We start from the raw sequence: 24,707 nt of genomic DNA, 5'->3' as shown, positions 1-24,707 counted from the left end.
AGGCATCGCAAGAAAAAGGCGACCCGCTAAGGGGTCGCCCGGTCATTCGCCGCGTGGCGCGGCGCAACTAGTGCAGCGTCTCGGGCGCCAGCGAATTGCTCGGCAGCAGCGACGTCAGCCAGCAATTGCTCGGCGCGGCTTTCCCGTTGAAGCGATCGTAAAGCCACGGCAGCATCCCCGCGACCCACGGCACGATCGCGCCCGCATGCTCCAGCGGATACTCGTTGTACGTGACCGGCGTGCCGCTGGCGCAGAACTTCTGAGCCAGCGCACGCACGTCGTACGCGAGCATCACGCCGTCACCCACCTGGCTGCTGAAGGTGCCGTCCAGCGCGCCCGCCGTGCCCTGGCCGATGAACATCGGGATCGTCGGCGACGCGGCCAGCCCGGCATTCACCTTGTTCGCATACGTCACGTACGCCGGAATGCTGTTGATGTCGTTCGCGTATTGCGGCTTGAACAGCGTGCTCCAGTGCAGCCCCGTGTACTTCGGCAGGATGTATGCGAGCGACTGGTTCTGGATGTCGTTGAACACGGCGACGCCCGTATCGTTGAGATACGGCGTCAGGTCGAAGTTGTAGCCGCGCGACAGCCCGGCCAGCGCGGCCGCGGCAACGCCGCCCCACACGATGCTGCCGTCGACGTAGTGCAGGTTGTGCGCCGGATCGACCAGCACGCCGCCTTCCGCCGCGCCGACGAGCTGCTTGTTGATCTCGGGCGCATAGCTCGGCGCGAGCTGCGCGGCCCAGTTCGTCGCGATCGCGCCGCCGGAGTAGCCGATCATCGCGACCTTGCTCGACGGGTTCAGCCCGGTCGACGGTGTATTCAGCGCCGCGCGGATCGAATCGAGCGTCGTCATCCCGTATTCGGGGCCGGCCGCGAAGTCGGCCGTCTGGCCTTCCGTATCGGGCACGATGATGTTGTAGCCGAGCAGCAGCAGCGTCGACAGCGGAATCGATTCCGCGCTGTAGAGCAGCGTGCCGATGTTGATGACCTTGGTCACGTCACGGTCGCCGGCGATCACCTGCGACGGCTCGTCGTACGGGTTCAGCGAATCGTAGGCCGACTGGTACGAGATCGCCTGCCCGTTACTGACCTGGCTGCGAATCACGGAGGTCACGTTGACGACCGGCTGGTTCTGCGCGTTGTTGGTGCGATACAGCAGCTGCTGCGCGGTCACCGCGGTCGGAATGCCGGCCACGTGATAGGTGACGTTGCGCGTCTTGAGCACCGTGCCCGGTGGAACCGATGCCAGCGGCGTGGTGCCGGTGTACGTGTAGAACGGATCGGACACGGTCGGTGCGGCGGCGCTGGCCGGCGGCACGGCGAACGCCAGTGCGGCGGCCATGGCGGCTGCGGCAATCATGAAACGGCTGGAGGACATGGGTGGGGGCCCCTGGAATAACCTGCTTTCATCGAAGGAAGTCCGGCGGTGTTGCAGACCATTGCGATTGCCGATTCAAAGGCGTTTCCTTGCCATCGACTGTCTCCTTTAAGTGAATGATCCGGCCTGTTCTGAATCTGTAATTTTAGTAGGAGTACAAACCGGATTCATTGAAGCACAACGCGAATGCGTTCGATGCGCGTTTTCGATTGTTTGAAGGTAAACGTCTAAAAGCCGTGCTTCGCGATGCGGTCGCTCCGGCCGTTTGGCCGACTGTCCGTGTTCGGTCGAAGTACCGTACGATCACGGCTGTCCGGTAGCGAAACGGCCGCGTCGTGCGACGCAAGCCGCTTCGCGCACCGCCTGCCCGCGACCGATCGTTCCCCGTTCTACCGACACGCCACGATGACCGTATCCGAACTGCTCCGCGCCATCCGTCAACCGTATGCCGACCTGCTCGCGAAAGCGGCCGCGCAACGGGCCATCATCGTCGAGCCGGCCTACCGGCGGGCCGACGGCACACTGGCCACCGAAGGCCCGCTCGCGCTGCCGTGCCGCGCGGACACCATCACGACCGAAGGCGAATCGGCCGGCCAGCCCGCGATGGTCGATTCGGCCACGCAGCTGGATTTCGAGCCGTTCGCGTTCGAGCTCGAAACGGCAGCCGTATCGATCCGCCCGTTCGTCTGGGACTGGGCCGCGATCGAGGCCGACGGTCTCGACGAAAGCGCGGCGAACGACACGTTCAAGGCGTGGTTCCTCGCGTGGTTCGATGTCGACGACGAGAACACCCCGGCCGAAGACGGGCTGCACGGGATCGTTCACTATCTGTCGGAACCGGTTCGCACGGCACAGGGCTGGCGCGTCGATGCGGATCTCGGTTCCGCGCCGGAAACGGCCGTCGAGGATCTGCTGTTCCGGCTCGTCGATGCAGGGGCTACGCGGATCGTGCTCGGTTGATGCCGCACTTCCTTCTTCACCGGTCCATCATGAAAAAAACCTTCGCCGTCCTGCTGCTCTGCGCGTCGCTGCCCGCGTTCGCCAAGGTCTCCACCGAGGTGTACTGCTTCAAGTCGGACGGCGACAAACCCGTGCGCTTCGAGATGCGCACCTACTACGACGACGCCGTCGACTGGTCGGGCGGCATGGTCCGCTATGCGAAAGCGAAAACGGCGCTGCCGCTGGTGGTCGAGCACGTCGACGAGGAAGTGCTCGCCGAGGGCCGCCCGCACCAGTTCACGACGACCTGGGTCGAGATGGTCGACGGCAGGATCAACGGGCGGTACGAAATGATGTCACAGGGCGCGATGATCTATTCGATGACCTATACCAGCGCGCGCACCGGCAAGCAGACCGCGTTCGGCAGAGTACCGGACGTCGACGCCTCCGAACAAACCGGGTGCCGCTGGTGATGCGCCCGCCGATCCGGATCGTGCTGGTGCTGATCGCGCTGCACGCGGGCTTCGCAAATGCAGCGCCGCGCACGGTCTACGAAGGAACGCTGCAAGGAGCGGGCGCCGTCGTGATGGAACTCGACACGCTGCCGGCGGCGGACGGCACGCTTTCGGGCCGCTATTTCTATGCGCAGTTCGGCGTCGACATTCCGCTGCACGGCACGCCCGTGCAACTGGTCGAACCGCTCGCGCGTACACAATTGCCAGACGACGCGCGCGACCCGTCGACATTCCGCGAGCACGCCGATTTCGATCATGTCGCGGCAACCTGGCAGGGCACGCGGGACAAGGCCGGCTATCGCGGCCGCTGGACCGATGCGCGTTCAGGCAAGACGCGCGCGTTCACGTTGCGCCGCGTGGCCGAATACGATCCCGACGCGGTCGCCCCTGGCGCCGTCGAAGCGATCACCGCTGTGTCCGGAAGTGGTGTCGGCAGCGGTATCGCTCGCAGCGCAGACATTGACATGCAGCATGCGCCTTATGCCACGTTGAAGCTCGCCGGGCACGCGCGGCCCGTCGGCCCCGAAATCGGCGACGGCACGGTTGCGTACCGGATGTGGCGCGATTCGCGCACGGAATTCGCGTATCCACGGCTGAGCCGCCACCCCGATCCCGCCGTGATGGCGCGGGTCAACCATCTGCTCGAACAGCGGCACTGGCAGATGAGTCTCGCGGCGCTCGAATGCGAATCGACGCGCTATACCGACGACGGGCCGGCCTCCGGAACACTCGGTGGCTACGATGACGAGCACGTGGCAGTCACATGGCTGTCGAGTGCGGCATTCGGCATCGTGGAAACGGGCAGCCTGTTCTGCGGCGGCGCGTATCCGGACAATCACTACGACCCGGTCACGTTCGACTTGCTGCGCGGCACCTATCTCGACTGGAATCGCATCATCGATGCGACCGCACCGGGCAAGGACGGCGAATCGGCAACGAGCTCCGCGCTGACGAGTTTCATCACGCGGCTTCGCGACGGGGCGACGCCACGCGACCAGCCGACGGACGGCGAAGGCAATTCGGTGTCGTGCGCCGATGTGTTCCCGCAATATCTGGCGTTCGAACTCGATGTGCCCGGCAAGCTGTCGTTCGCAGTGTCGGGGATCGTTCACGCGGCGGCGGCCTGTCTCGGGCCGCAACTCGACGCACCGTTTGCGGCGCTCGCGCCGATCCTGAAATCGGGTGGTGCGCGTTATCTCGTGCCGGGTGTGAAGCTGAAGTAATGCGGCGGTGCGCGGGCACCGCCGTCATCGCGTCACGACGCGTCGCCCGGCACGCCGGTGTCGATGCCGAGTTCGCTCGCCATCCGCTGAACCAGCGCGTTCAGCCGCGCGACTTCATCGGCAAGACGCTTCTGCTCGGCCTTCAGCGCTTCGAATTCGGAAGGCGGCACCGAATCCGCGCCACCGGCATCCGCGCTCGCGAAGTCAGCCAGGTTCACTTCACCGCACATCAGGTGCATCCAGCGGTTCTCGCGCGCCCCCGCCGCACGCGGCAGCCGCACGACGAGCGCCTGCGCACGCGCCGCGAGCTCGTCGAGGAACGCCTCGACCGACGAGATATCCGCGAAGCCATGCAGGCGGGCGCTGTTCAGGCGCAACTCGGCGGCCGTCTGCGGGCCGCGCAGCAGCAGGATCGTCAGCAGCGCGATCGCCTGGCTCGGGATGCCGAGCACGCGGTTCACGTTGTGCTCGAAACGCGGCACGCGGCTGCTGCTGCCTTCCATCACGAGGCTCAGGTGCTTCAGCCCGTCGAGCGCGGTCGTGACTTCGTCCTCGCTGACGCTCATCACCGGCGAGCGTGCGGTTTTCTGGTTGCAGCCCGAAGTCAGCGCATTCAGCGACAGCGGATACGTATCCGGCACCGTGTGCTGTTTCTCGACGAGCACGCCGAGAATGCGGGCCTCGAGAGGCGTGAGTTCGCGAAGGGCGCGTGGCGTGGGCGTATCCGGCGTGGTGTTCATGGTGGCGTCGCAGCGTGCAGCAGGTGAAGGGAAACAGTCGCGGCCCGTCCGGCATCGCGCACGGGCGAGCCATATGATAGCTCGCGACGCGCGGCCCGGCGCCGCTCGCCGTACCGGCGCGCGCACGTACCGCAGCCGGTTTTCGTCCAACGTATCGTGCCGCCCGATGCTGCGCGGTACCACGCGGCGATGCGCGCGTACGGCATGGCGAATTCGCCCGTCGTGCAAAACCCGCCGTTTGCGCGATGCGCATGCCGGCGCTACGATATGCGCTCACGCCGCTATCCGCGGCGCCGCGCGCGACCGTCTTCGCGCGCCGACACCACGCATCACCCGTCCAGAGCGCGCTACTGCCGTGCAGGCGCGCCGCTCGTCGGCACCGTTTACCCCCTCACCGGTTCACCGCCATGACTGCATCTTCTTCCGCGCACGTACGCGCCATCGTCACCGGACATACGCGCGGCCTCGGCGCGTCGCTTGCCGAACAACTGCTGCAGGAAGGCATTACCGTGCTCGGCGTGTCGCGCAGCCGTCATCCGTCGCTCGCGTCGCAAGCCGGCGACCGCTTCGCCGAAGTCGAACTCGACCTGTCCGACTCTGCAGCCGTCGCGACCTGGCTCGCCGGCGACACGCTGCGCGACTTCGTCGACGGCGCGTCGCTCGTGCTGCTGTTCAACAACGCGGGCATCGTCGATCCGATCGGCCCGCTCGCCGCGCAGGATCCGGCGATCGTCGCCCGCGCGGTGGGCCTGAACGTCGCCGCGCCGCTGATGCTGTCGGCCGCACTCGCGCAGACCGCATCGGCCACGACCGAATGCCGGATCCTGCACCTGTCGAGCGGCGCGGCCCGCAACGCGTATGCGGGCTGGAGCATCTACTGCGCGACCAAGGCCGCGCTCGATCACCATGCACGCGCGGTCGCGCTCGACGCGAACGGCGGGCTGCGAATCTGCAGCGTCGCGCCGGGCGTCGTCGATACGGGCATGCAGGCAACGATCCGCTCGACCAGCGAAGAGAACTTCCCGATGCGCGAGAAATTCGACGATCTGAAGTCGAGCGGCGCACTCGCGACGCCCGAGGCAGCCGCGCGCCAGTTGCTCGGCTATGCGCTGAGCGACGCGTTCGGCGCCGAGCCGACGGCCGACGTGCGGAACCTGCCGGCCCGGTAAGCCGCCAACGCCGCTCGTCATCCTTCGAGCCGTTTCGTCCAGTCTTCGACCTGCCGCTCCGTCCGGCGTTTTTCAAGCATCTTGCGCCAGCCGGGCGGCAGCAACGGCACGTTGCACAGCGCGTCGAGCGCGGCCATGTCGAGCGTGCGCCGGTAGAGCACGTCGAGCACCGCTGACAGCGGCCATTGCGGATACGGGCGGGCCTGCAGCGCCAGCACATCGCCGGCCTCCACCCAGCCCTCCTGCAGCACGCGGTAGTACCTGCCGGTGCGGCCGCTTTGCTGCACGAGCGCGGCCATCCGCGGATGATCGAAGCGCGCATTGAGCTTCCAGCACGGCTGCCGCGACTGCGATACCTGAAGCACCGCGCCGCCCAGCGCGAACACGTCGCCGAGACACACGTCGTGCTCGGTCAATCCGTGCGTCGACAGGTTCTCGCCGAAGGCGCCCGGTTGCGCGAGCACGTCGCACGCACCGATCTGCGTGGACCACCACGCATAGTGGTCATGTGCATAGTGATGAACCGCCTTGTCCGGGCCGCCGTGATGTCGCGCATCGGCCTGCTCGTCACCGGCAAAGCCGAGCGTGCCCAGCCACAGGCGCGCATCGACCGGTTGCTTGTCGATCGCGCTCGCATGCGGCGTGCCGGCCAGCGGACGGCTCGCGCCGATCCGCACCGCGCCGACGGTGGCGGAAATCGCCGGCCGTGCGCCATCGCTCATGCCGCCGCACCGTCCGGCAGCGCTGCCAGCAGGCGCTCGAGTTCGCGCGTGCGCGCGTCGCCCAGCGGCAGCAGCGGCTTCCTCGGCTCGCCGGCGTCGAAGCCGCGCAGCCTCAGCCCGGCCTTCACGGTCACCGGCAACCCGCCGTTGACGATGAACTGCAGCAGCGGCAACTGCGCGTGAAATACCGACCTGGCGCGCGCCAGGTCGCCCGCGCGCATCGCGTCGACCAGCGCCAGCGGCAGCGCGGCATTCAGGTTCGGCGCGGCCGTGCACCACCCGGCCGCACCCGCGGCCAGCGCGGCGAGCGCCATCGGATTGCTGCCGTTGTAGAACGGGATCGTCCCGTCGCTCAGTTGCGCGAGCCGGTGCATCCGGCCGATGTCGCCGGTGCTCTCCTTCACCATCGTCACGTTGTCGACGGTCCGGCAGATCGTCACGATCAGGTCGGGCGGCATGTCGACGCCGCTCGTCGCCGGGTTGTTGTACAGCATGATCGGGATGCCGATCGCATCGCCGATCGCGCGGTAGTGCGCGACGATCTCGTCATTGCCGAGCTTCCAGTACGACACCGGCAGCACCATCACCGCATCGGCACCGGCCTGCTCGGCGAAGCGCGCGCGACGCACCGCGCCCGCCGTGGTGAGGTCGGAAATCCCGACGACGGTCGGCACGCGCCGGCGCACCGCGCGAATCGACGCGGCGGCGACTGCCTCCCATTCGGCGTCGGACAGGTAGGCGCTTTCGCCGGTGCTGCCCAGCGGCGCGATCGCGTGCACGCCGTCGGCGATCAGGCGATCGATCAGCGCATCGAACGCTTTCAGGTCGACGCTGCCGTCGGCGGAGAACGGCGTGACCGGGTAGGCAATGATGCCTTGCAACAGGATGGACACGATGTGTATTCCTCAATGATTGTCGAGCGAGAAGAAGGCGATGCGCCCGCTTACGCGACGCAGTCCCGATGCGTACGCAACGCGCGGCGTGCGTAATAGTCGAACGTCACCGCATCGCGTTTCGGCTTCGAGATCCAGTCGTGCGCTTCCCGCGCCAGCGCCGGCGGTACCGGCTTAATCTCGCCCGCCGACATCGCGAGCAGTTGCAGCTTCGCCGCCCGCTCGATCAGCAGCGCGAGCATGCAGGCCTCTTCGATCGTCTTGCCGACCACGAGCTGGCCGTGATGCGACAGCAGGATTGCGCGCTTGCTGCCCAGCGCCTTCGAGATGATCTCGCCCTCCTCGTTGCCGACCGGCACGCCCGGCCAGTCCTTCAGGAATGCGCAGTCGTCGTACAGCGGGCAGGTGTCCATGTGCGACACGACGAGCGGCTGCTCGAGCATCGACAGCGCCGCGACGTGCGCCGGGTGCGTATGGATGATGCAGTTCACGTCCGGGCGCTCGCGGTAGATCCACGTATGGAACCGGTTGGCCGGGTTCGGGATGCCCTCGCCGTCGACGACGTCGAGATCCTCGTTGACGTGCAGCAGGTTCGCGGCCGAGATCTCGTCGAAACCGAGCCCGAGCCGCTGCGTGAAGTAGGTGCCGGCATCGCCCGCGCGGCAGGTGATCTGCCCGGCCAGGCCCGAATCGTGGCCGGCGTCGAACAGGATCCGGCACGTGAGCGCGAGCTTCTGCCGCACCGACCAGCGGCTGTCGCCCACTTCGTTTTCGAGCCGCCGCTCCGCCAGCGCGACCAGCGCTTCCTTCGTCAAATTTAGCGTTTCCGCCATGTTCGCCTCCTGAATGAACCGGGTTTGCCGCGCCGTCCGCGGCCGTTTCCCCGGCACCACGTGACACACGATACACCACAGGACACTTTGTGTCATGCGTTACAATCGGTTTTTCGAAGGACACCTGGCGCCCCATGACGATTCGCCTGAAGCTGCTCAGAAAACAGAAGGGCTGGACGCTCGATGTGCTGGCCGACGAGACGGGCCTCACCAAGAGCTACCTGTCGAAGGTCGAGCGCGGCCTGAGCGTGCCGTCGATCGCGGTCGCGCTGAAGCTGTCGAAGGCGCTGAGCGTCGACGTCGAGCAGCTGTTCTCGGAAAGCCACAACCGCGAGCTGATCACGGTCACGCGCGCCGGCGAACGCACGGCGATGGGCGCGGCGGCCGACAGCCACGCGCACCGCTTCGAGAGCATCGCGGCCGGCGTCGCACCGAAGAAGATGCTGCCGTTCGTCGTGCACCCGCCGCACGAATTCGTCGCGTCGACGTTCCGCGAGCACGAAGGCGAGGAATTCCTGTTTGTGCACAAAGGGCGCGTCGAAATCGAATTTCCGAACGAGACGGTGCAACTCAGGACCGGCGATTCAGTCTATTTCAACGCACTCATCCCGCACCGCACGCGCAGCCTCGGCACCGCGCAGGCGGAGATCCTGGTCATCGTCAGCCACGACGACTAGCCTCGTCACTTCTTCGCGCAAGGATCCCCGATGGTCACGAAGGCCACCGCACCGTTCCAGCAGATCAAGACGCTCGTTCGCCAGAACGTCGAAGCGGGCGACTGGCGCCCCGGCGACCGCATTCCGTCCGAGCTCGATCTCGCCGCGCAGTTCGGCGTCGCGCGCATGACGGTCAACCGTGCGCTGCGCGAGCTGACCGAGGAAGGCGTGCTGAAGCGCATCGCGGGCGTCGGCACCTTCGTCGCCGAGGTCAAGCCGCAATCGAACCTGCTGATGATCGCGCACATTCGCGACGAAATCCGCGCACGCGGGCACGAATATCGCTGCCGCGTGCTGAGCCGGTCGAGCGAGCCCGCGTCGTTCGACGTCGCGGCCGCGTTCGGGCTGCCGGTCAACACGCCGGTCTTTCACGTGGTGTGCGTGCACGAGGAAAACGGTCGCCCGATCCAGCTCGAGGACCGCTACGTGAATCCGGCCGCCGCGCCGGGCTTCATCGACCAGGATTTCCAGGCCGAGCCGCCGTCCGAGTACCTGTACAACAACGTGTCGCACTACGAACTGGAAATCGAGCACGTCGTCGACGCAGCGCTGCCCACCGCCGAGCAGGCGCGGCTGCTCGACATGCGCGCCGACGAGCCGTGCCTCACGCTCACGCGCCGCACCTGGACGGACGGGCTGCCCGTCACGTTCGTGCATTTCCTGCATCCGGGCAACCGCTACCGGCTCGGCTCGCGCTTCAAGCCGGGCGCCGGACGCCACCCGACCTGACCCTGCTTCGTCCGCAAAAAGCACACGGCGGTCGTTTCGTCATGAAACGACCGCCGTGTTCGTCACCTGCGCGGCTCAGATCGCACCAACCTGCCCCGCGCCACGCGACCACACGACCGGAAACAGCGGATGGTCGAGCGACGCACCGTCGGCCAGTTGCTCCGCGAGCCCCGGGAAATCGGGCGACGTTTTCCAGCGGCGCGGCGCGTGACGAACGTCATCGCCGACGAAGCGGATCGAGAACGCGCGCCGGCGGTTCTGCGTGCCGCCCGACGCATGCAGCGTGAGCATCCGGAAGCACACCATGTCGCCGGGTTCGAGCGCCCAGTGGCGGATCGGGAACGCCGCGCGGTCGGCTTCGATGTCGGGCAGGTCGGCAAGGCTGCCTTCCGGAAACCACTTCGCTTCCTTGTCCATGAACGTGCGCGGCATCAGCCACGGCCCACGATGCGAGCCCGCGACGAATTCCAGCGTCGATTCGAGCGGCACCGGATCGACCGGAATCCACATGCTGACGTTGTCGTCGCCTTCGATGTTGTAGTACGGCTGGTCCTGGTGCCACGGCGTACGCTGCCGCGTGCCGGGCTCCTTCACGAGCAGGTGATCGTGATGCAGCCGCACGTTCTCGGTCCCCATCAGCGCGGCGGCGACCGACGGCGCCGGCGAGCGCACGATGAAGTCTCGATATGCGTCGTTGTGCTGCCAGTTGCAGAAATCCTCGAAGAACCAGCCCGGATCGTCGGGCCGGCTCGCCACTTTCGCGCGTTCACTCGGCTGCGCGAGGTTCGTATCGATGCCGGCCCGCAGCGCGGCCACTTCGTCGGGCGAAAAGATGCCCTTGATGCAGACCGCGCCTTCCTCGCGGAACGCGGCGATCAGTTCGGGCGTCACGGCTTGCGCGACGCGGTCGTGGATGCTCGTCATGGTGTGCCTGTCGATGGAATGAATCACGGGGTCACGGAATCACGGTGCCGAAGTCAGCTGCTGCTTCGTGCCGTAGATGTCGAAGTCGAAGTATTTCGCGGCGATCTTCTGGTACGTGCCGTTCGCCCGAATCGCGACGATCGCGTCGTTCAGCCGCTTCTTCATGTCGGCATCGCCCTTGCGGATGCCCATCGCGACGCCGTAGCCGGTGATCCGCACGTCGGTCACGTCCGGGCCTGCGAACGCGTAGCCCTTGCCGCGCGGTGTCCGCAGGAACGAGTAGCCGGCCTGCGTCTTGTCCTGGAAGGTCGCGTCGAGGCGGCCGTTGACGAGATCCTGGTACACCTGGTCCTGATTCTGGTACGACACGATCGTCACGCCCTTGGTCGCCCATTCAGCCTTCGCGTACGCCTCCTGCGTCGTGCCCTGGTCGATCCCGATGCGCTTGCCCGCGAGCGACTCGGCGGTCGGCAGCAGCTTCGAGCCGACCGGCGCGACGAGCGCGCCCGGCGACGCATACAGCTTGTTCGTGAAGTCGATCTGCTTGAGCCGCTCGTCGGTGGCCGTCATCGCGGACATGATCACGTCGAATTTGCGCGCGCGCAGCGCCGGGATCATCCCGTCGAAACCCTGCTCGACCCACACGCACTTCGCATGCAGTTGCTCGCAGAGCGCATTGCGCAGGTCGATGTCGAAGCCGGCGAGCGAGCCGTCGGGCTGCTTCGCCTCGAACGGCGGATACGTGGGGTCGATACCCCAGCGGATCGTCGACGTGTCCTGGGCGAACGACACGAGCGGCGCGAACGCCAGCGCGGTAACGAGGAGCTTTGCAGTGCGGTTCATGGCGTGTCCTTGAAGGTCTCGACGCGGCGGGCGACGCCGGCGTCCGGTGGTAGGCGCCGCGCCGGCATGCCGACACGGTGCGCGAAAGACGGGGACTTCGATGAAACTGCGATGCAGTCTAGACCGCTCAATTTTCGAGCGCAAGCGGGGGAGCGGGGGGACGCGGCGGATTGGCGGGAGATGGCGGCCGGGACGGTGAGATCGCGCTTGATTGGCGGCCTTATTGCGAGGTTTTCGGGTGTTTACCCTGCGCGACGCACGTCCGCTACAGCACGCGTTTTTCCGGATGTTCGCTGGATCGGGATGTCTATACAGGAGATCGGCGTGAAGGCGCGCCCGATACTGGATCGGCGGCATTGGCAAATGCGCCCTATACCGCATGACACATCGCTGGAACGCGATAACGCGTTCGACGATGCAAGATAACCCTTACATTCATGAGCTGCTGAATCCGAACCGGGGGCCCCCGCATGCAACTCAATGAGATCGGTCAGGTCGTGGCGAAACGGAGAGCGGAGCTCGCCCTCACACAGGCGCGACTGGTCGACGCATTGGCCACCGGGCACATCCCGGCAGGATGTGAATCGCAGTTCGCCGTCATTTTCGACGAGCTACCGCTACCCGTCGTCGTGCACGCGGCCGAGGAAGCTGCGGAACGCTCTGGCACCCCGCTACGGTCCATCTGGAAAAACCTTGCCGCATGGTCACAGGCGCTGCACCTCTATCGGAACGTGTGGATCTGACCGCAACCCCTTGCTGCCGCCGCTAACCCCTACCGCGCCCCCGCCGCCGCCAGCACCCGCTCGATCGCCCCATACCCGCGCTGCCGCGCATGCTGCAGCGGCGTCACACCGTTCGAATCGGCCAGATCGACGTTCGCGTGCCCATCGACGAGCAGCTGCACGATCCGCACATAGCGCTCGCTGCCGTCGCCGAGCATGATCGCCTCCAGCAGCGCGGTCCAGCCGAGCCGGTTCACGTGGTCGACGTTCACGCCCGCGTCGATCAGCGTGCGCACCGTATCGACGTGGCCGCGCTCGGACGCCGGAATCAGCGCGGTGCCGCGATACCGGTTCGTGCTGCGCAGGTCGGCGCCATGCGCGAGCGTCATCCGCAGGATGTCGAGATGGCCGCGCGCACCGGCATACAGATACGGGCTGTCCTGGATCGCATCCTTCGCGTTGACGTCCGCGCCCGCGTCGATCAGCACGCGCGCCGCCTCGACGTGATTGCCGTGCGTCGCGATCAGCAGCGCGGTGCGGCCCTGGCCGTCGCGCGAATCGATCTGCGCACCGTGTTCGAGCAGCATGCGCACTTCGCCCGCATCGCCGCGGTCGCCCGCGCTGCGCAGCCGGTTCTCGGGCGCGCCGCCGTCGGCGGCGGCCACGGCCGACGTGAGCGTGGTCAGCGCAAACGAGCCGATGATCGCGATCCGTTTGAAAAACATCCCGTTCCCTCCTTGCGTGCCGCGCACGCCGATGCGCGGCCGATGCGATACGTCAGGCGCCGGCCCGGCGCCGCAGGACGCCGCGCCGGGTCCGGCGAAACCGCGATTGCCCGCAGCGTCCGGCCATGTTAAAAGTAGTCGCACGCATTTGGAAATGAAATGTTCGAATCCACAGAAGTGCAGAAATGAATAGACCCCTGTTCGACATCGACCTGCTGCGCGCGCTCGTGATGGTCGCCGACTGCGGCAGTTTCACGACGGCTTCCGCGCGCCTGCATTCGACGCAGTCGACGGTCAGCCAGAAGGTGCGCCGGCTCGAGGAAATCGCCGGCCACCGCCTGCTCGACCGCGGCACGCGCGACGTGCGGCCGACCGATGCGGGCGTGACGGTGCTCAGCTATGCGCGGCGCATGCTCGCGCTGAACGACGAGATGCTGGAAGCGCTGTCGGGCGCGACGGTCGCGCTGACGATCCGGCTCGGCGTGCCCGACGATTTCGCGGCGGGCCGTACGACGCACGCGCTCGCCGCATTCAAGCGCGAGCATCCGCAGGTCAAGCTCGAAGTGATGTGCGGGCTGAGCCGCGACATCAGCGCCGCATACGATCGCGGCGAACTCGATCTCGTCCTGATCAAGCAGCGCCGCGACAGCCGCGAAGCCGTCGTGCGCTGGCCCGAGAAGCTGCGCTGGATCGACAGCGCGGCGCATCCGTCGATCGATCTCGACCCGGTGCCGATCGTCGTGTTCCCGCCGCGCGGACTTTACCGCGACGACATGATCAAGGCGATCGAGGAGCGCGGCCGCCGCTGGCGGATCAGCTTCACGACGTCGAGCCTGAGCGGCATCCAGGCGGCCGTCGCGGACGGGCTCGGCATCAGCGTGCTGCCCGCGCGCGTGGTGACCGACGAGCACGTCGTGCTGACGGCGAAGCAGGGCTTTGAGCCGATCGAGCACATGGACATCGCGATCCTGCACCGGCCGACCGCCGACCCGATGGTCAGCGAGCTGACGAGGACGCTCGCGAAGATGCTGGAACTCGAGGGCAAGTAAGCAAGGCCGGTTCATCCGGAAGCGGGGCGCGGGGGTGCGGCGTGCTGCGCCCCGCCTGCATCAGAACATCGTGTTGCCGTTCGCGGCCTGCTCGGGCACCGGCTGGTTGACGTCCCAGTGCTCGACGATCTTGCCGTTCTCGAGCCGGAAGATGTCCATGATCGCGCTGCCGCGCGTGCCCGGTTCGCGCACCGCATGCACGTGCAGGATCACGTAGTCGCCGTCGACGAACGAGCGCTTGATCTCGCTGTGCGACTGCGGATATTTGTCGCGCAGAAAGGCGACGAACTTGCGGAAGCCGTCGGGACCGTCGGCCGCGTTCGGGTTGTGCTGCACGTAGCGATCGCCGACATAGGCCAGCGCGGCGTCCGCATCCTTCTCGTTCAACCCTTTCTCGTAGAACGCGAGCACCGTGCGCCGGTTGGCCTCCTGCTGTGCGGCCGTCGGGCCCGCCGCTACCGCGTGCGCGGCCGTCACGGCGAACAGGGTCGCCGCCATCCATCGTGCGGCCCGTGCCGCTATCGTGCGTCGCATCGTCGTCTCCCGGAAATCAGGCTGAAAACCGGATCATACCGGGGCGACGGCGCATTCAGACCAGTGCGCCGTTGCGCGCGACGACCTTCCCGGACGACACGACGAGACGCCGCACCGGCCGCGCGACGACGGCCTCGGCGAACGTCAGCGCATCGACGAGCACGACGTCCGCGCGGCTGCCCGGCTGCAGCCCGTAATCCGCGAATCCGCAACCGCGCGCCGCACTGTACGTCACGCAGTCGAGCGCGACTTCGAGCGCATCGTCGCGGCGGAAATCGTTGCGCATGCCGATCAGCATCGCGCGTTCGAGCATGTCGGGCGAGCCATACGGCGTCCACGTATCGCGCACGCCGTCGTTGCCGCCGATCACGGTCACGCCGGCCGCGCGGCACGCGGCAACCGGCGGCACCGGCACCGCCGCCGGCGCGGTCGTGACGAGCGCGACACCGAGCTCCGCCATCCGCGCGAGCAGCGCATCGCGCTCGCGTTCGGCGATATCGCCGAGGCAGAAGCCGTGGCTGATCGTGACTTTCCCCTGCATGCCGTGCTCGGCCGTGCGCTGCAGGATCAGGTCGAGCGAGTACGCGCCCATCGATGCGCGCTCGTGCAGATGGATGTCGAGCCCGCGGCCGTGACGATCGGCGATCGCGAACAGCACGTCCACCGCCTTGACCGGATCACCTTCGATCGCGCACGGGTCGAGCCCGCCGAGCAGGTCGGCACCGGCGCCGAGCGCGTCGGACAGCAACGCATCGGTGCCCGGCCGCTTGAGCACGCCCGATTGCGGAAACGCGACGATCTGGATGTCGACCTGCCCGCGCAACGTCTCGCGCGTCGCGAGCACGCCGTGCAGGTGGCGCAGCCCGGCTTCGGTATCGACGTCGACGTGCGTGCGGATACGCGTCGTGCCGGCCGCGAGGAATGCGCGCGCCAGCGCGAGCGATGCGGCACCTGCGTCATGGCCGCTCGTCGCGCGATAGTGGCGTTCGTTCTCGATGCGGTCGACGAGGCGCGGCCCGACCTGGTTGCGATACCACGGCATCCCCCAGTGCGTCTTGTCGAGGTGCGTGTGGCCTTCGACGAGGCCGGGCAGCGCGAGCGCGCCCGCGCCGTCCTCGATCGCGCAGCCGGCAGGCGCGTCGAGCGACGGGCCGACGCACGCGATGCGGTCGTCTTCGATCAGGATGTCGAGCGCAGTGTCGGCGCTCGTGCGGACATTGCGGATCAGCAGGTTCGTCATGTCGGTTCCGGTGGGGTCGGTCAGTGCGAAGCGGGCACGGCGCATGCCGTGCCGCCGGTCAGTTTGTCAGCGCGTGAAGCGCAGCGACGGGGCGAACGGCGCGCCGGTATCGCTCTCGCCGCGGCGGAATACCCAGCGCTCGGCGGGTACGCCCGCCACGGCCGCCGCCGCGTTCGGCGCGCGCACCGCGACGAAGCTCGCGTCGCAGCCCACCGCGATTCCGTAGTTATCCTTGCCGATCACGCGTGCGCCGGCATGCGTCGCCATGTCGAGCGCGATCCCGAGCGCTTCGTCGGTGTAGAAGCCCGACCGGTAGCCGACCATCATCGCGCGCTGCAGCATGTCGCCGTTGCCGTACGGCCACCACGCGTCGCGGATGTTGTCGTTGCCGGCGAACACGTGCACGCCCGCGTCGCGCAGTGGCTGCACCGGCGGGAATGCGCAGTCGCCCGGCGCATTCGTCAGGATCGACACGCCGGCGTCGGCCAGTGCCGCGGCGGTACGCCGGACGTCGTCGTCGCTCACCTGGCCGAGCGCATACGCGTGGCTCACGTTCACGCGGCCACCGAGCCCGGCGGCACGCGTACGCGCCGCGATCCGCAGCAACTGCGCGATGCCGATTTCGCCCGGCTCGTGCAGGTGGATGTCGATCTTCGCGCCGCGCTTTTCGGCGATGCCGAACACGATGTCGAGCTGGCCGTCCGCGTCGCCGTCGAGCGTCGTCGGGTCGATCCCGCCGACCACGTCCGCGCCTTCGCGCACGGCTGCGTCGAGCATCTCCGCGGTGCCCGGGCACGTCACGACGCCAGCCTGCGGAAACGCGACCAGTTCGATGTCGACGATCCCGCGCCATTGTTCGCGCGCGGCCATCACGGCCTGCAGGTTCGACAGGCCCGTCGTCGCATCGACGTCGACGTGGCTGCGCATCGCGATCGTGCCGAACGCGGCGGCCTGCGCGATCAGCGCGTTCGCACGCTCGACGATCGGCGGCGCGGCGGCAAGCTGGCGCTTCTCGACCGCGAGCCGCTCGCGCAGCGAACCGACCGATTCGTGCGGCACCCAGCGATCGCCGACGAAACTCTTGTCGAGGTGGATGTGGCCGTCGACGAAGCCGGGCAGCACGACGCGGCCTTCGAGGTCGATCGTCTCCGCGCCGGGCGCGGCTGCGGCATCGGCGCCGATCGCGGTGAAACGGCCGTCACGGACGACGAGATTGACGGGCTGGCCGCCGGCATCGACGGCGTTGATGAAGAGTCTTTCGGTCATGGCCTGGAATGTGGGGCGGTCGCTGCGCGACACCGGCGCGGACAGGGGAAGGAACCGCAGCCGGCGCGGCGCGACCATTGGCAGGGAATGCGGCCACGATATCGGACGCCGCCGCCCGAGGCCAATTAAATGTCGCGATGCCGCGCATTCGATTTCGCGATGCGCGGCGCGCCTGCCCGTCGGGCCTGGCGCTGCGATGGGGTTCGATCGCGGCGAAAACCCCTGAAATCCCGCCTGAAACGCGTCGGCCTCATTACCGGCACGCGACTGGCCGGAAGCCGCCTCGCGCCCTTGCAGGGCATGGGTCGAGCGCCCCGCCCGGCCGGCGAGTTGCGCGGCAACAGACTTTACACGTTGTTACCCGGCCGCACCGGACGTGCGTCCGGCCATTCCTTATACTCACGCCGAGTTCGCCACCCATCCGGGAATCCATCGGCGGACACGTTGCCGATGCAGGAAACATCATGATGCGCATGCCCTCCACGAAGACCGTTCTGTTCGCCTCGCTCGTCGCCGTGGCGGCGCTTCCGCTCACCGCCTGCGTCGCACCCGGCTACTACGGCGCGCAACCGGGCTATCCGCAGCAGCAGCAATACGCAACGCCCGGCTATGCGCAGCCTGCGTACTCGCAACCGGGCTACGTGCAGCAACAGCAGCCGTACCCGAACCAGGCACCGCAGCCGTACGACCAGTACGGCAACCAGCCGCAATACGGGTCGCAGCCGTATGACCAGTACGGCAATCAGCAACAACAGCAGCAATACGCGACCCCGTACGGCGCGCAGTACGGCACCGTCTCGAACATCCAGCCGGTCAACGGCTCGGTCGGCCCGTCGGGCGTCGCCGGCACCGTCGTCGGTGCGCTGGTCGGCGGCCTGGTGGGCAACCAGTTCGGCCGCGGCCACGGCCGCGATGCGGCCACCGTGATCGGCGCGCTCGGCGGTGCGGTGGCCGGCAACCAGATCGGCCAGCAGATGGGTGCCGCGCAAGGCCCGAGCAGCTACCGGATCGACGTGCAGGTCAGCGACGGCTCGATGCGCTCGTTCGACGTGCAGTCGCCGGGCAACCTGCGTCCGGGCGACCGCGTGCAGATCAACGGCAATCAGCTGTCGCGTTATTGATTCCGCTGGCGTGCGCGTGACCTGATCGCGCGCACGTCGAGCGTTCGACGTCGAGCACAACGGATTCGGCGCGACACCGGCTTTGCCTTCACACGCGCTCGGCCCCGAGCGCGACGCGCGCCGACCGCGCCGCGGCCTGCAGATGCCGCGAGCGCCGGTAGGCGATCGCCATCAGCGCCATCACCACCGCACCGGCCACCAGCGAGCCGCGCGTCGACGGATCGACGCCGAGCATCACGAACACGAACGCGACGAACACCAGGCAGATCCACGGCGTGACGGGTGCGCCCGGCAGGCGGAACGCGACCGTCTCGCCGCGCGCGGCCAGCGCGCGCCGGAACCGCATGTGCGTCAGCACGATCATCGCCCAGATCACGGCCACGTCGAACGACAGGAACGACATCAGCCAGCCGAATACGCGCGCGGGAATCACATAGTTCAGCACCACGCCGACCGACATGAACAGCACGGTCGCCCGCACCGCGCGCGACGGCGAACCGCTTGCGCTCAGCGTCGCGAACGAAGCGGGCGCGAGACCGTTCCCCGCCATGCTCGACAGCATGCGCGCCCCGCTGAACACGATGCAGTTGAAGCTCGACAGCGCTGCGGTCACCACCACGAAGTTGACGATGCCGGCCGCCTGCCGCAACCCGAGCGATTCGAAGGTCGTGACGAACGGGCTGCCGTGCTCGCCGAGTTCGTTCCACGGATACAGCGCCATGATGATGAACAGCGCGCCGACGTAGAAGATCAGGATGCGCCACAGCACCGAGTTGATCGCGCGCGGGATCATCTTCTGCGGTTCGCGCGCCTCGCCGGCCGTGAGGCCGATCATCTCGACGCCCGCGAACGAATACGCGACGATCGGCAGCGCGCTCACGACGCCGAGCGCGCCGTGCGGGAACACGCCGCCATGGCGCCACAGGTTCGACAGCCCGACCGGCTCGCCGTGATGGCCGATCCCGGTGAACACGATCAGCGCGCCGCCCGCGATCATCAGCACGATCGTCACGACCTTCACGATCGCGAACCAGAACTCCAGCTCGCCGTACACCTTCACGTTGAGCAGGTTGAAGCCCGAGATCGCGGCGATCGCCGACACGACCCACAGCCACTGCGGCACGTCCGGAAACCAGAAGCCCATGTAGATGCCGATGGCCGTCGTCTCGGCGACGCCGACACCGACCATCAGCAGCCAGTAGCTCCAGCCGACCACGTAGCCGGCAAACGGCCCGACGTATTCGAACGCATACGCGCCGAACGAGCCGGACACCGGCCGGTGCACGGCCATCTCGCCGAGCGCGCGCATGATCAGGAAGATCATCGCGCCGCCGATCAGGTACGCGACGAGCGCGCCGGGCCCGGCCGCCTTGATCGCGGACGCCGAGCCGAGGAACAGGCCGACGCCGATGGCCATGCCGAGCGCCATGAACGAAATCTGGCGCGCGCCGAGCGCGCGCCGCATCGTGTGCTGTTGCATGTTGTCTCCAGTCGTTGATCGTCGCGGCGGGCCGGATGGGCCGGCCGCTGGATGGAGCGGCCGGCGTCGTGTGCCGGCCGCCCTGCTGCAGCGCACGGTCGCCGGTTCAGCGGCCGTGCAGGAAGCGTTCGACGCGAAACGGCGCCGGATCGACGAACGGTTGCGTGCCGGTCATCAGGTCGGCGATCAGCCGGCCGGTCACGGGGCCGAGCGTGAAGCCGTGATGCGCATGCCCGAACGCGAACCACAGATCGCGATGACGCGGCGCCGCGCCGATCACCGGCAGCATGTCGGGCGTACACGGCCGGCGGCCGAGCCACGGCTCGCCGTCGACGCGTGCGCCGAGCGGAAACAGTTCGCGCGCGACCGGTTCGACGGCGGCGAGCTGGGTCGGCGTGGGCGGCGTATCGCGATAGCCGAGTTCGACGCCGGTCGTCAGGCGGATGCCGCGCGTCATCGGCGTGATCAGGAAGCCGCTGTCCGCATCGAGCACGGGCCGGTTCAGCCGCGCGCCCGGCTGCGGCGCGTAGTGCATGTGATAGCCGCGCTTGACCGCGAGCGGCAGCGTGTAGCCGAGCCGCTCGCACAGCAGGTCCGACCACGGGCCGAGCGCGACGACCGCCGCGCGCGCGTCGACCGGGCCTTGCGCGGTATCGACGCGCCAGCCGTTCGCGGCCGACAGCGTCAGTGCATCGCCGGTCAGGATGCGGCCGCCGAGTTGCTCGAAGTAGCGCGCGTAAGCCGTGACGAGCGCATTCGGATCGCTGATCGAATCGGAATCCGTATAGCGCAGCGCACCGATCAGCGCGCGGCTCAGGTGCGGCTCCGCGTCGCGCAGCGCGGCCGCGTCGAGCGCGTCGAAGGCGACGCCGTATTCGGCGCGCCAGCGTTCGGCGTCGCGCGTTTCGGCATCGCGCGTCGCGGCCGTGCGGAACACCTTCAGCCAGCCGCCTTCGCGCAGCAGCGCGCCGGCACCGGACGCTTCGATCAGCGCGCGATGCTCGGTCACGCAGTGCTCGATCAGCGGCGCATACGCACGTGCGATCTCGGCATGGCGCGCCGGATGCGAATTGCGCCAGTAGCGATACAGGAACGGAATCAGTTTCGGCAGCGCGCCGGCGTGATAGCGGACATCGGGCGAGCGGTTGCATGCGTATTTCAGCAGCGTGCCGAAGCCGCGCGGAAACGCATACGGGTACACGCCTTCGCGCTGGATCAGCCCCGCGTTGCCGAGCGACGTTTCGTTGCCGGGCGCCTTGCGGTCGACGAGCACCACCGACTGGCCGCGCCGTTGCAGGTGAGCGGCGACCGACACGCCGATCATGCCGCCGCCCAGGACGAGCGTATCGAATGTCATCGGGAATTCCTCGCGGCGGGCAGCGCGAGCGTCAGGCGAGCGCGGTCACGGCGATCTCGACGTCGAGACCGGGCTTCATCAGCAGCGCCTGCACGCAAGCACGGGTCGGCGCGTGGCCGGCCGGCACCCACGCGTCCCACACCGCATTGAACGCGTCGAAATGCGCGGCGTCGCTGAGCCAGATGTTGGCCGTCAGCACGCGCGTCTTGTCGACGCCGGCCGACGCGAGCAGCGCGTCGATGCGCGTGAGGATTTCGGTTGCCTGCACGGCGATCGGTGCGCCGGCCGTATCGGGCACCTGGCCGGCGAGGTGGACGATGCCGTTCGCGATCACGACCTGGCTCATGCGCGTACCGGTCTGCAGACGTTTGATTTCACTGGACATGGATTGCACCTTCGCGTGCCCGGCCGCAACGGGCCGGGGAAATGACAGGGGAAACCGCCGGCGCGCGCACGATCGGGCCGCCGCCGCACGGGCGAGCTGCGCCGATTCGTACCCGCAGCGTTCGTGCCGGCCGCACCGGCGCCGCGAGTTTCGCGCCGTCCGATGCTAGAGTGGCCGTCACGCCCACATCGGCGACCTCGACGAAAATTATCATATACGAGAAAATTTATTCTCGTATACGATAAAACCCGTATTCACGCCGCGCCTTGTATCCGCATGCCCAAATCCACCGCTCCCGTTCCGCCGCCCACCGACGCCGCCCCGCCGCAGCTCGACCACCAGACGGTCGGCGCGCGGCTGCGGGACGCGCGCAAATCGCGCGGCCTGACGCTCGCGCAACTGTCCGAGCGTTCCGGGATTGCGGTGTCGACGATTTCGAAGGCCGAGCGCGGCGACATCGCGCTCACCTACGACAAGTTCGCGGCGCTCACGCACGCGCTCGCACTCGACTTCGACACGATGTTCGGCCGGCCCGCGCCAGCCGGCGCGATGACGCCGTCGTTCACGCCGGCCGGCCAGCAGATGGTCTACGACACGCCGAACTATGCGTACGGGATGCTCGCGAACGACCTGACCGGCAAGCGGATGGTGCCCGTGCGCGGCAGGATCCATGCGCGCAAGCTCTCCGACTTCGCCGACTACATCCGGCACAGCGGCGAGGAGTTCGTGTTCGTGCTGAGCGGCGAGCTGGAACTGCGCTTCGAGAACGGCCATGCGTACCGGCTTGGCGCCGGCGACAGCCTGTATTTCGACAGCGCGGTCGGGCACGTGTACCTGAGCCTCGGCGACACCGACGCGGAAGTGCTCGCGTGCTGCGTCGACGGCGATACGCAGCGGCCGCGCGACGCGATCTGACCGCAAGGACGCGGCGAACACCGCCACGCGACATCCGGATTCCTATTAGGATGAGGACGATGCATCCCGCGGCTGCAGCAGCCCGCGCCGGCATGCACGACCCTCAACCGGAATTCACCCGATGACGATCACGACCCGCCTGCTCGATGCGGCCGACGCCGCCCGTTTCCAGACCGTTCGCCTGCGTGCGGTCGACACCGCGCCCACGTCTTTCCTGCCGACGCTCGACGAAGAATCGCAGGTGCCGGTCGACGAGTTCGCGACGCGCATCACGCCGACCCACGAGCGCGCGGTGTTCGGTGCATTCGACGGCGATACGCTCGTCGGCATCACCGGCGTGCGCCGCGATGCGCGCACGAAGATCGCGCACAAGGCGACGATCTGGGGCGTGTTCGTCGATCCCGCGTATCGCGGGCAGGGCATCGCGCAGACGCTGCTCGAAAGCGCGACCGGGCATGCGGCGCAGGCATGGCAGTGCAAGCAGCTGATGCTGTGCGTGAACGAGGTCAACGGCACTGCGGAGCGGCTGTATGCGGCGCAGGGGTTCGTGCGGTTCGGCACGGAGCCGCGCTCCCTGTTCGTCAACGGCCGCTTCTACGACGAGCACCACATGGTAAAAACGCTGGCGTAACGCGACACCGCAGCCAGGAAACGGGAGACGCAGGCCCGCAACTCCCGACACACTCGCCATCCAGGCCGAATTCGATGTCAAAGATGTGAGCGCCCACCAACTTTCCATTCAATAAAGCGAACAAACCGGCCATCGCCGGTTTATGCGCAAAAACTTTTAAAAAATATCGCGTGTTCCGCTCGCGCCCCGCGCCTTGTCGCCACTACCACCCGCCTCGGTAATTCCGCCTCTGTTCAGCCCCCCGTCGCCCGCGCTATCGTTTCCCCCTCTTCACAGCCCAGGAGCTGCCTTTGCCTTCCCGCCACGGAGTCGACCTCATCCGCGCCCGCGCGCTGTTCGATCGCGAGCGCCAGGCATTCACCGAAACCATGCCGGTCTCCCGCGCCCTCTCTGCGGAAGCGTCCGAGCACCTGCTGTTCGGCGTGCCGTTGCACTGGATGCAGGACTGGTCGACACCGTTCTCGCTTTATGTGAAGGAAGCCCGCGGGGCGACGTTCACCGACGTCGACGGTCATCGTTACGTCGATTTCTGCCTCGGCGATACGGGCGCGATGTTCGGCCATGCGCCCGAACCGGTCGCCCGCGCGCTCGTCGAGCAGGCCACGCGCGGCTACACGACGATGCTGCCGAGCGAAGATGCCGTATGGGTATCGCGCGAACTCGCGCGCCGCTTCAAGCTGCCGGTGTGGCAATTCGCATTGAGCGCGAGCGACGCGAACCGCTTCGTGCTGCGCTGGGCCCGCGCGGCCACCGGCCGCAATACGATCGTCGTGTTCAACGGCTGCTATCACGGCACGGTCGACGACGTGTTCGTCGATCTCGTCGACGGCCGCCCGGTGCAACGCGACAGCCTGCTCGGGCAGTCCTACGACCTGCTCGCGAACACGCGCGTCGTCGAATTCAACGACCTCGCCGCGCTCGAAGCCGCGCTGAAGGATGGCGAAGTCGCGTGCGTGCTCGCCGAGCCCGCGATGACGAACATCGGCATGGTGCTGCCCGACCCGGGCTTCTGGAGCGCCGCGTGCGAGCTGACGCGCCGCTACGGCACGCTGCTCGTGATCGACGAGACGCACACGATCAGCAGCGGCCCGGGCGGCTACGCGGTCGCGCACGATCTCGAACCGGACATGCTGGTGGTCGGCAAGCCGATCGCGGGCGGCGTACCGTGCGCGGTGTACGGCTTCAGCGCCGAATTCGCGGAACGCGCGAAGCAGGCCAAGCTGAACGCGCCGCCCGGCCATTCGGGCATCGGCACGACGCTCACCGCGAACATGCTCGCGATGCATGCGATGCGCGCGACGCTGGCCGAAGTCGCGACCGACGCCGCGTATGCGCACATGTTCGAACTCGCCGCACGGCTGGCGACGGGCCTCGAACAGGTGATCGAGAAACACGGGCTGCCATGGTGCGTGACGCGCATCGGCGCGCGCACCGAGTTTCAGTTCGCACCGGTGCCGCCGCGCAACGGCACGCTCGCCGGCGCGCAGCTCGACAGCGAACTCGAACACGTCGTGCACCTGTACCTGCTGAATCGCGGCGTGCTGATCACGCCGTTCCACAACATGATGCTCGTGTGCCCGCAGACGACGGACGACGATGTCGACCGGCTCGTCGCGCAGTTCGACGCGTGCCTCGGCGAACTGGTGTGACGC

26 protein-coding genes are annotated in these 24,707 nt (G+C 67.7%); 12 read left to right on the top strand and 14 right to left on the bottom strand.

The features are described 5' to 3' along the window. Positions 1-67: 67 nt before the first annotated feature. Positions 68-1,384 carry a lipase family protein gene (locus tag AC5LXK_RS17240; RefSeq protein ID WP_493392704.1) on the bottom strand — a complete coding sequence of 439 codons (1,317 nt, stop codon included), beginning with the start codon at positions 1,382-1,384 and terminating at the stop codon, positions 68-70. A 405-nt stretch (positions 1,385-1,789) separates the two neighbouring features. Between AC5LXK_RS17240 and AC5LXK_RS17235 the strand changes: the two genes are divergently transcribed. The 3 genes from AC5LXK_RS17235 to AC5LXK_RS17225 are packed head-to-tail and all read left to right on the top strand — an operon-like array spanning position 1,790 to position 4,061. Beyond that, on the top strand, positions 1,790-2,344 hold the full coding sequence (locus AC5LXK_RS17235) for a hypothetical protein (protein WP_493392703.1): 555 nt from the start codon (positions 1,790-1,792) through the stop codon (positions 2,342-2,344). 29 nt (positions 2,345-2,373) lie between these two features. Continuing rightward, the gene (locus tag AC5LXK_RS17230) at positions 2,374-2,796 is read left to right on the top strand and encodes a hypothetical protein (protein WP_493392702.1); all 423 of its coding nucleotides are present in this window, start codon (positions 2,374-2,376) and stop codon (positions 2,794-2,796) included. Continuing rightward, entirely contained in the window at positions 2,796-4,061 is a 1,266-nt protein-coding gene (locus tag AC5LXK_RS17225; protein WP_493392701.1) for a hypothetical protein, read from the top strand. Before AC5LXK_RS17230 ends, AC5LXK_RS17225 begins: the two co-directional genes overlap by 1 nt. Positions 4,062-4,093: 32 nt before the next feature. Here AC5LXK_RS17225 and AC5LXK_RS17220 read toward each other — a convergent pair whose 3' ends face one another. Next, positions 4,094-4,801: a YceH family protein gene (locus AC5LXK_RS17220; RefSeq protein WP_493392700.1), complete on the bottom strand. Its 708-nt coding sequence runs from the start codon at positions 4,799-4,801 to the stop codon at positions 4,094-4,096. Positions 4,802-5,208: 407 nt separating this feature from the next. On the opposite strand from AC5LXK_RS17220, the gene AC5LXK_RS17215 reads away from it, so the two are divergent. Further along, positions 5,209-5,970, top strand: coding sequence for an SDR family oxidoreductase (locus AC5LXK_RS17215; protein ID WP_493392699.1), 762 nt, complete (start codon positions 5,209-5,211; stop codon positions 5,968-5,970). A gap of 17 nt (positions 5,971-5,987) precedes the next feature. Here AC5LXK_RS17215 and AC5LXK_RS17210 read toward each other — a convergent pair whose 3' ends face one another. Genes AC5LXK_RS17210 through AC5LXK_RS17200 form a run of 3 tightly spaced genes read right to left on the bottom strand, consistent with a single transcriptional unit; the run spans position 5,988 to position 8,418 of the window. After that, entirely contained in the window at positions 5,988-6,692 is a 705-nt protein-coding gene (locus tag AC5LXK_RS17210; protein WP_493392698.1) for an MOSC domain-containing protein, read from the bottom strand. Then, complete coding sequence (locus AC5LXK_RS17205; RefSeq protein ID WP_493392697.1) at positions 6,689-7,585, bottom strand: dihydrodipicolinate synthase family protein; 897 nt, start codon at positions 7,583-7,585, stop codon at positions 6,689-6,691. The genes AC5LXK_RS17210 and AC5LXK_RS17205 overlap by 4 nt, the downstream gene beginning before the upstream one ends. A gap of 50 nt (positions 7,586-7,635) precedes the next feature. Next, entirely contained in the window at positions 7,636-8,418 is a 783-nt protein-coding gene (locus AC5LXK_RS17200; protein ID WP_493392696.1) for an aldolase, read from the bottom strand. A 134-nt stretch (positions 8,419-8,552) separates the two neighbouring features. Between AC5LXK_RS17200 and AC5LXK_RS17195 the strand changes: the two genes are divergently transcribed. Both AC5LXK_RS17195 and hutC read left to right on the top strand, forming a co-directional pair. Beyond that, complete coding sequence (locus AC5LXK_RS17195; RefSeq protein WP_493392695.1) at positions 8,553-9,095, top strand: helix-turn-helix domain-containing protein; 543 nt, start codon at positions 8,553-8,555, stop codon at positions 9,093-9,095. Between the two features lie 30 nt (positions 9,096-9,125). Next, on the top strand, positions 9,126-9,863 hold the full coding sequence (hutC, locus tag AC5LXK_RS17190) for a histidine utilization transcriptional repressor HutC (protein WP_493392694.1): 738 nt from the start codon (positions 9,126-9,128) through the stop codon (positions 9,861-9,863). A 75-nt stretch (positions 9,864-9,938) separates the two neighbouring features. Here the strand turns inward: hutC and AC5LXK_RS17185 are convergent, their stop codons facing one another. Together AC5LXK_RS17185 and AC5LXK_RS17180 are read right to left on the bottom strand one after the other, a co-directional pair. After that, positions 9,939-10,787 carry a phytanoyl-CoA dioxygenase family protein gene (locus AC5LXK_RS17185; protein ID WP_493392693.1) on the bottom strand — a complete coding sequence of 283 codons (849 nt, stop codon included), beginning with the start codon at positions 10,785-10,787 and terminating at the stop codon, positions 9,939-9,941. A gap of 39 nt (positions 10,788-10,826) precedes the next feature. Then, positions 10,827-11,630, bottom strand: coding sequence for an ABC transporter substrate-binding protein (locus AC5LXK_RS17180; RefSeq protein WP_493392692.1), 804 nt, complete (start codon positions 11,628-11,630; stop codon positions 10,827-10,829). 470 nt (positions 11,631-12,100) lie between these two features. On the opposite strand from AC5LXK_RS17180, the gene AC5LXK_RS17175 reads away from it, so the two are divergent. Beyond that, entirely contained in the window at positions 12,101-12,373 is a 273-nt protein-coding gene (locus AC5LXK_RS17175; RefSeq protein WP_493392691.1) for a hypothetical protein, read from the top strand. Positions 12,374-12,402: 29 nt separating this feature from the next. On the opposite strand, the gene AC5LXK_RS17170 is transcribed toward AC5LXK_RS17175, so the two are convergent. Continuing rightward, positions 12,403-13,077 (bottom strand): ankyrin repeat domain-containing protein, encoded by a 675-nt coding sequence (locus AC5LXK_RS17170; protein WP_493392690.1) that lies wholly within the window; start codon positions 13,075-13,077, stop codon positions 12,403-12,405. A 185-nt stretch (positions 13,078-13,262) separates the two neighbouring features. Between AC5LXK_RS17170 and AC5LXK_RS17165 the strand changes: the two genes are divergently transcribed. Continuing rightward, positions 13,263-14,126: a LysR family transcriptional regulator gene (locus AC5LXK_RS17165; RefSeq protein WP_493392689.1), complete on the top strand. Its 864-nt coding sequence runs from the start codon at positions 13,263-13,265 to the stop codon at positions 14,124-14,126. A gap of 60 nt (positions 14,127-14,186) precedes the next feature. Here the strand turns inward: AC5LXK_RS17165 and AC5LXK_RS17160 are convergent, their stop codons facing one another. The 3 genes from AC5LXK_RS17160 to AC5LXK_RS17150 form a co-directional block, all read right to left on the bottom strand. Beyond that, the gene (locus AC5LXK_RS17160; protein ID WP_493392688.1) at positions 14,187-14,660 is read right to left on the bottom strand and encodes a nuclear transport factor 2 family protein; all 474 of its coding nucleotides are present in this window, start codon (positions 14,658-14,660) and stop codon (positions 14,187-14,189) included. Positions 14,661-14,715: 55 nt separating this feature from the next. Next, positions 14,716-15,900: an amidohydrolase family protein gene (locus AC5LXK_RS17155; RefSeq protein ID WP_493392687.1), complete on the bottom strand. Its 1,185-nt coding sequence runs from the start codon at positions 15,898-15,900 to the stop codon at positions 14,716-14,718. 66 nt (positions 15,901-15,966) lie between these two features. Then, on the bottom strand, positions 15,967-17,166 hold the full coding sequence (locus tag AC5LXK_RS17150; protein WP_493392686.1) for an amidohydrolase family protein: 1,200 nt from the start codon (positions 17,164-17,166) through the stop codon (positions 15,967-15,969). Between the two features lie 464 nt (positions 17,167-17,630). On the opposite strand from AC5LXK_RS17150, the gene AC5LXK_RS17145 reads away from it, so the two are divergent. Further along, complete coding sequence (locus AC5LXK_RS17145) at positions 17,631-18,287, top strand: outer membrane lipoprotein (RefSeq protein WP_493392685.1); 657 nt, start codon at positions 17,631-17,633, stop codon at positions 18,285-18,287. A gap of 88 nt (positions 18,288-18,375) precedes the next feature. Here AC5LXK_RS17145 and AC5LXK_RS17140 read toward each other — a convergent pair whose 3' ends face one another. From AC5LXK_RS17140 to AC5LXK_RS17130, 3 genes are all read right to left on the bottom strand, one after another. Further along, positions 18,376-19,767 (bottom strand): amino acid permease, encoded by a 1,392-nt coding sequence (locus tag AC5LXK_RS17140; RefSeq protein WP_493392684.1) that lies wholly within the window; start codon positions 19,765-19,767, stop codon positions 18,376-18,378. A 106-nt stretch (positions 19,768-19,873) separates the two neighbouring features. Continuing rightward, a complete protein-coding gene (locus AC5LXK_RS17135; protein WP_493392683.1) occupies positions 19,874-21,124 on the bottom strand; it encodes an NAD(P)/FAD-dependent oxidoreductase in 1,251 nt (416 codons plus the stop codon). 31 nt (positions 21,125-21,155) lie between these two features. Then, on the bottom strand, positions 21,156-21,509 hold the full coding sequence (locus tag AC5LXK_RS17130) for a RidA family protein (protein WP_493392682.1): 354 nt from the start codon (positions 21,507-21,509) through the stop codon (positions 21,156-21,158). Between the two features lie 276 nt (positions 21,510-21,785). Between AC5LXK_RS17130 and AC5LXK_RS17125 the strand changes: the two genes are divergently transcribed. The 3 genes from AC5LXK_RS17125 to AC5LXK_RS17115 all read left to right on the top strand — a co-directional run bounded on the left by AC5LXK_RS17125 (position 21,786) and on the right by AC5LXK_RS17115 (position 24,704). Then, entirely contained in the window at positions 21,786-22,424 is a 639-nt protein-coding gene (locus tag AC5LXK_RS17125) for a helix-turn-helix domain-containing protein (protein ID WP_493392681.1), read from the top strand. A gap of 121 nt (positions 22,425-22,545) precedes the next feature. Next, entirely contained in the window at positions 22,546-23,055 is a 510-nt protein-coding gene (locus AC5LXK_RS17120) for a GNAT family N-acetyltransferase (protein WP_493392680.1), read from the top strand. Positions 23,056-23,345: 290 nt separating this feature from the next. Next, a complete protein-coding gene (locus tag AC5LXK_RS17115; RefSeq protein WP_493392679.1) occupies positions 23,346-24,704 on the top strand; it encodes an aspartate aminotransferase family protein in 1,359 nt (452 codons plus the stop codon). The last annotated feature ends 3 nt before the right edge of the window (positions 24,705-24,707 follow it).

This window comes from Burkholderia pulmonis (assembly GCF_984667975.1).
Note: the sequence above shows the minus strand (reverse complement) of the source record. Positions and strands in the feature narration are given on the sequence as shown.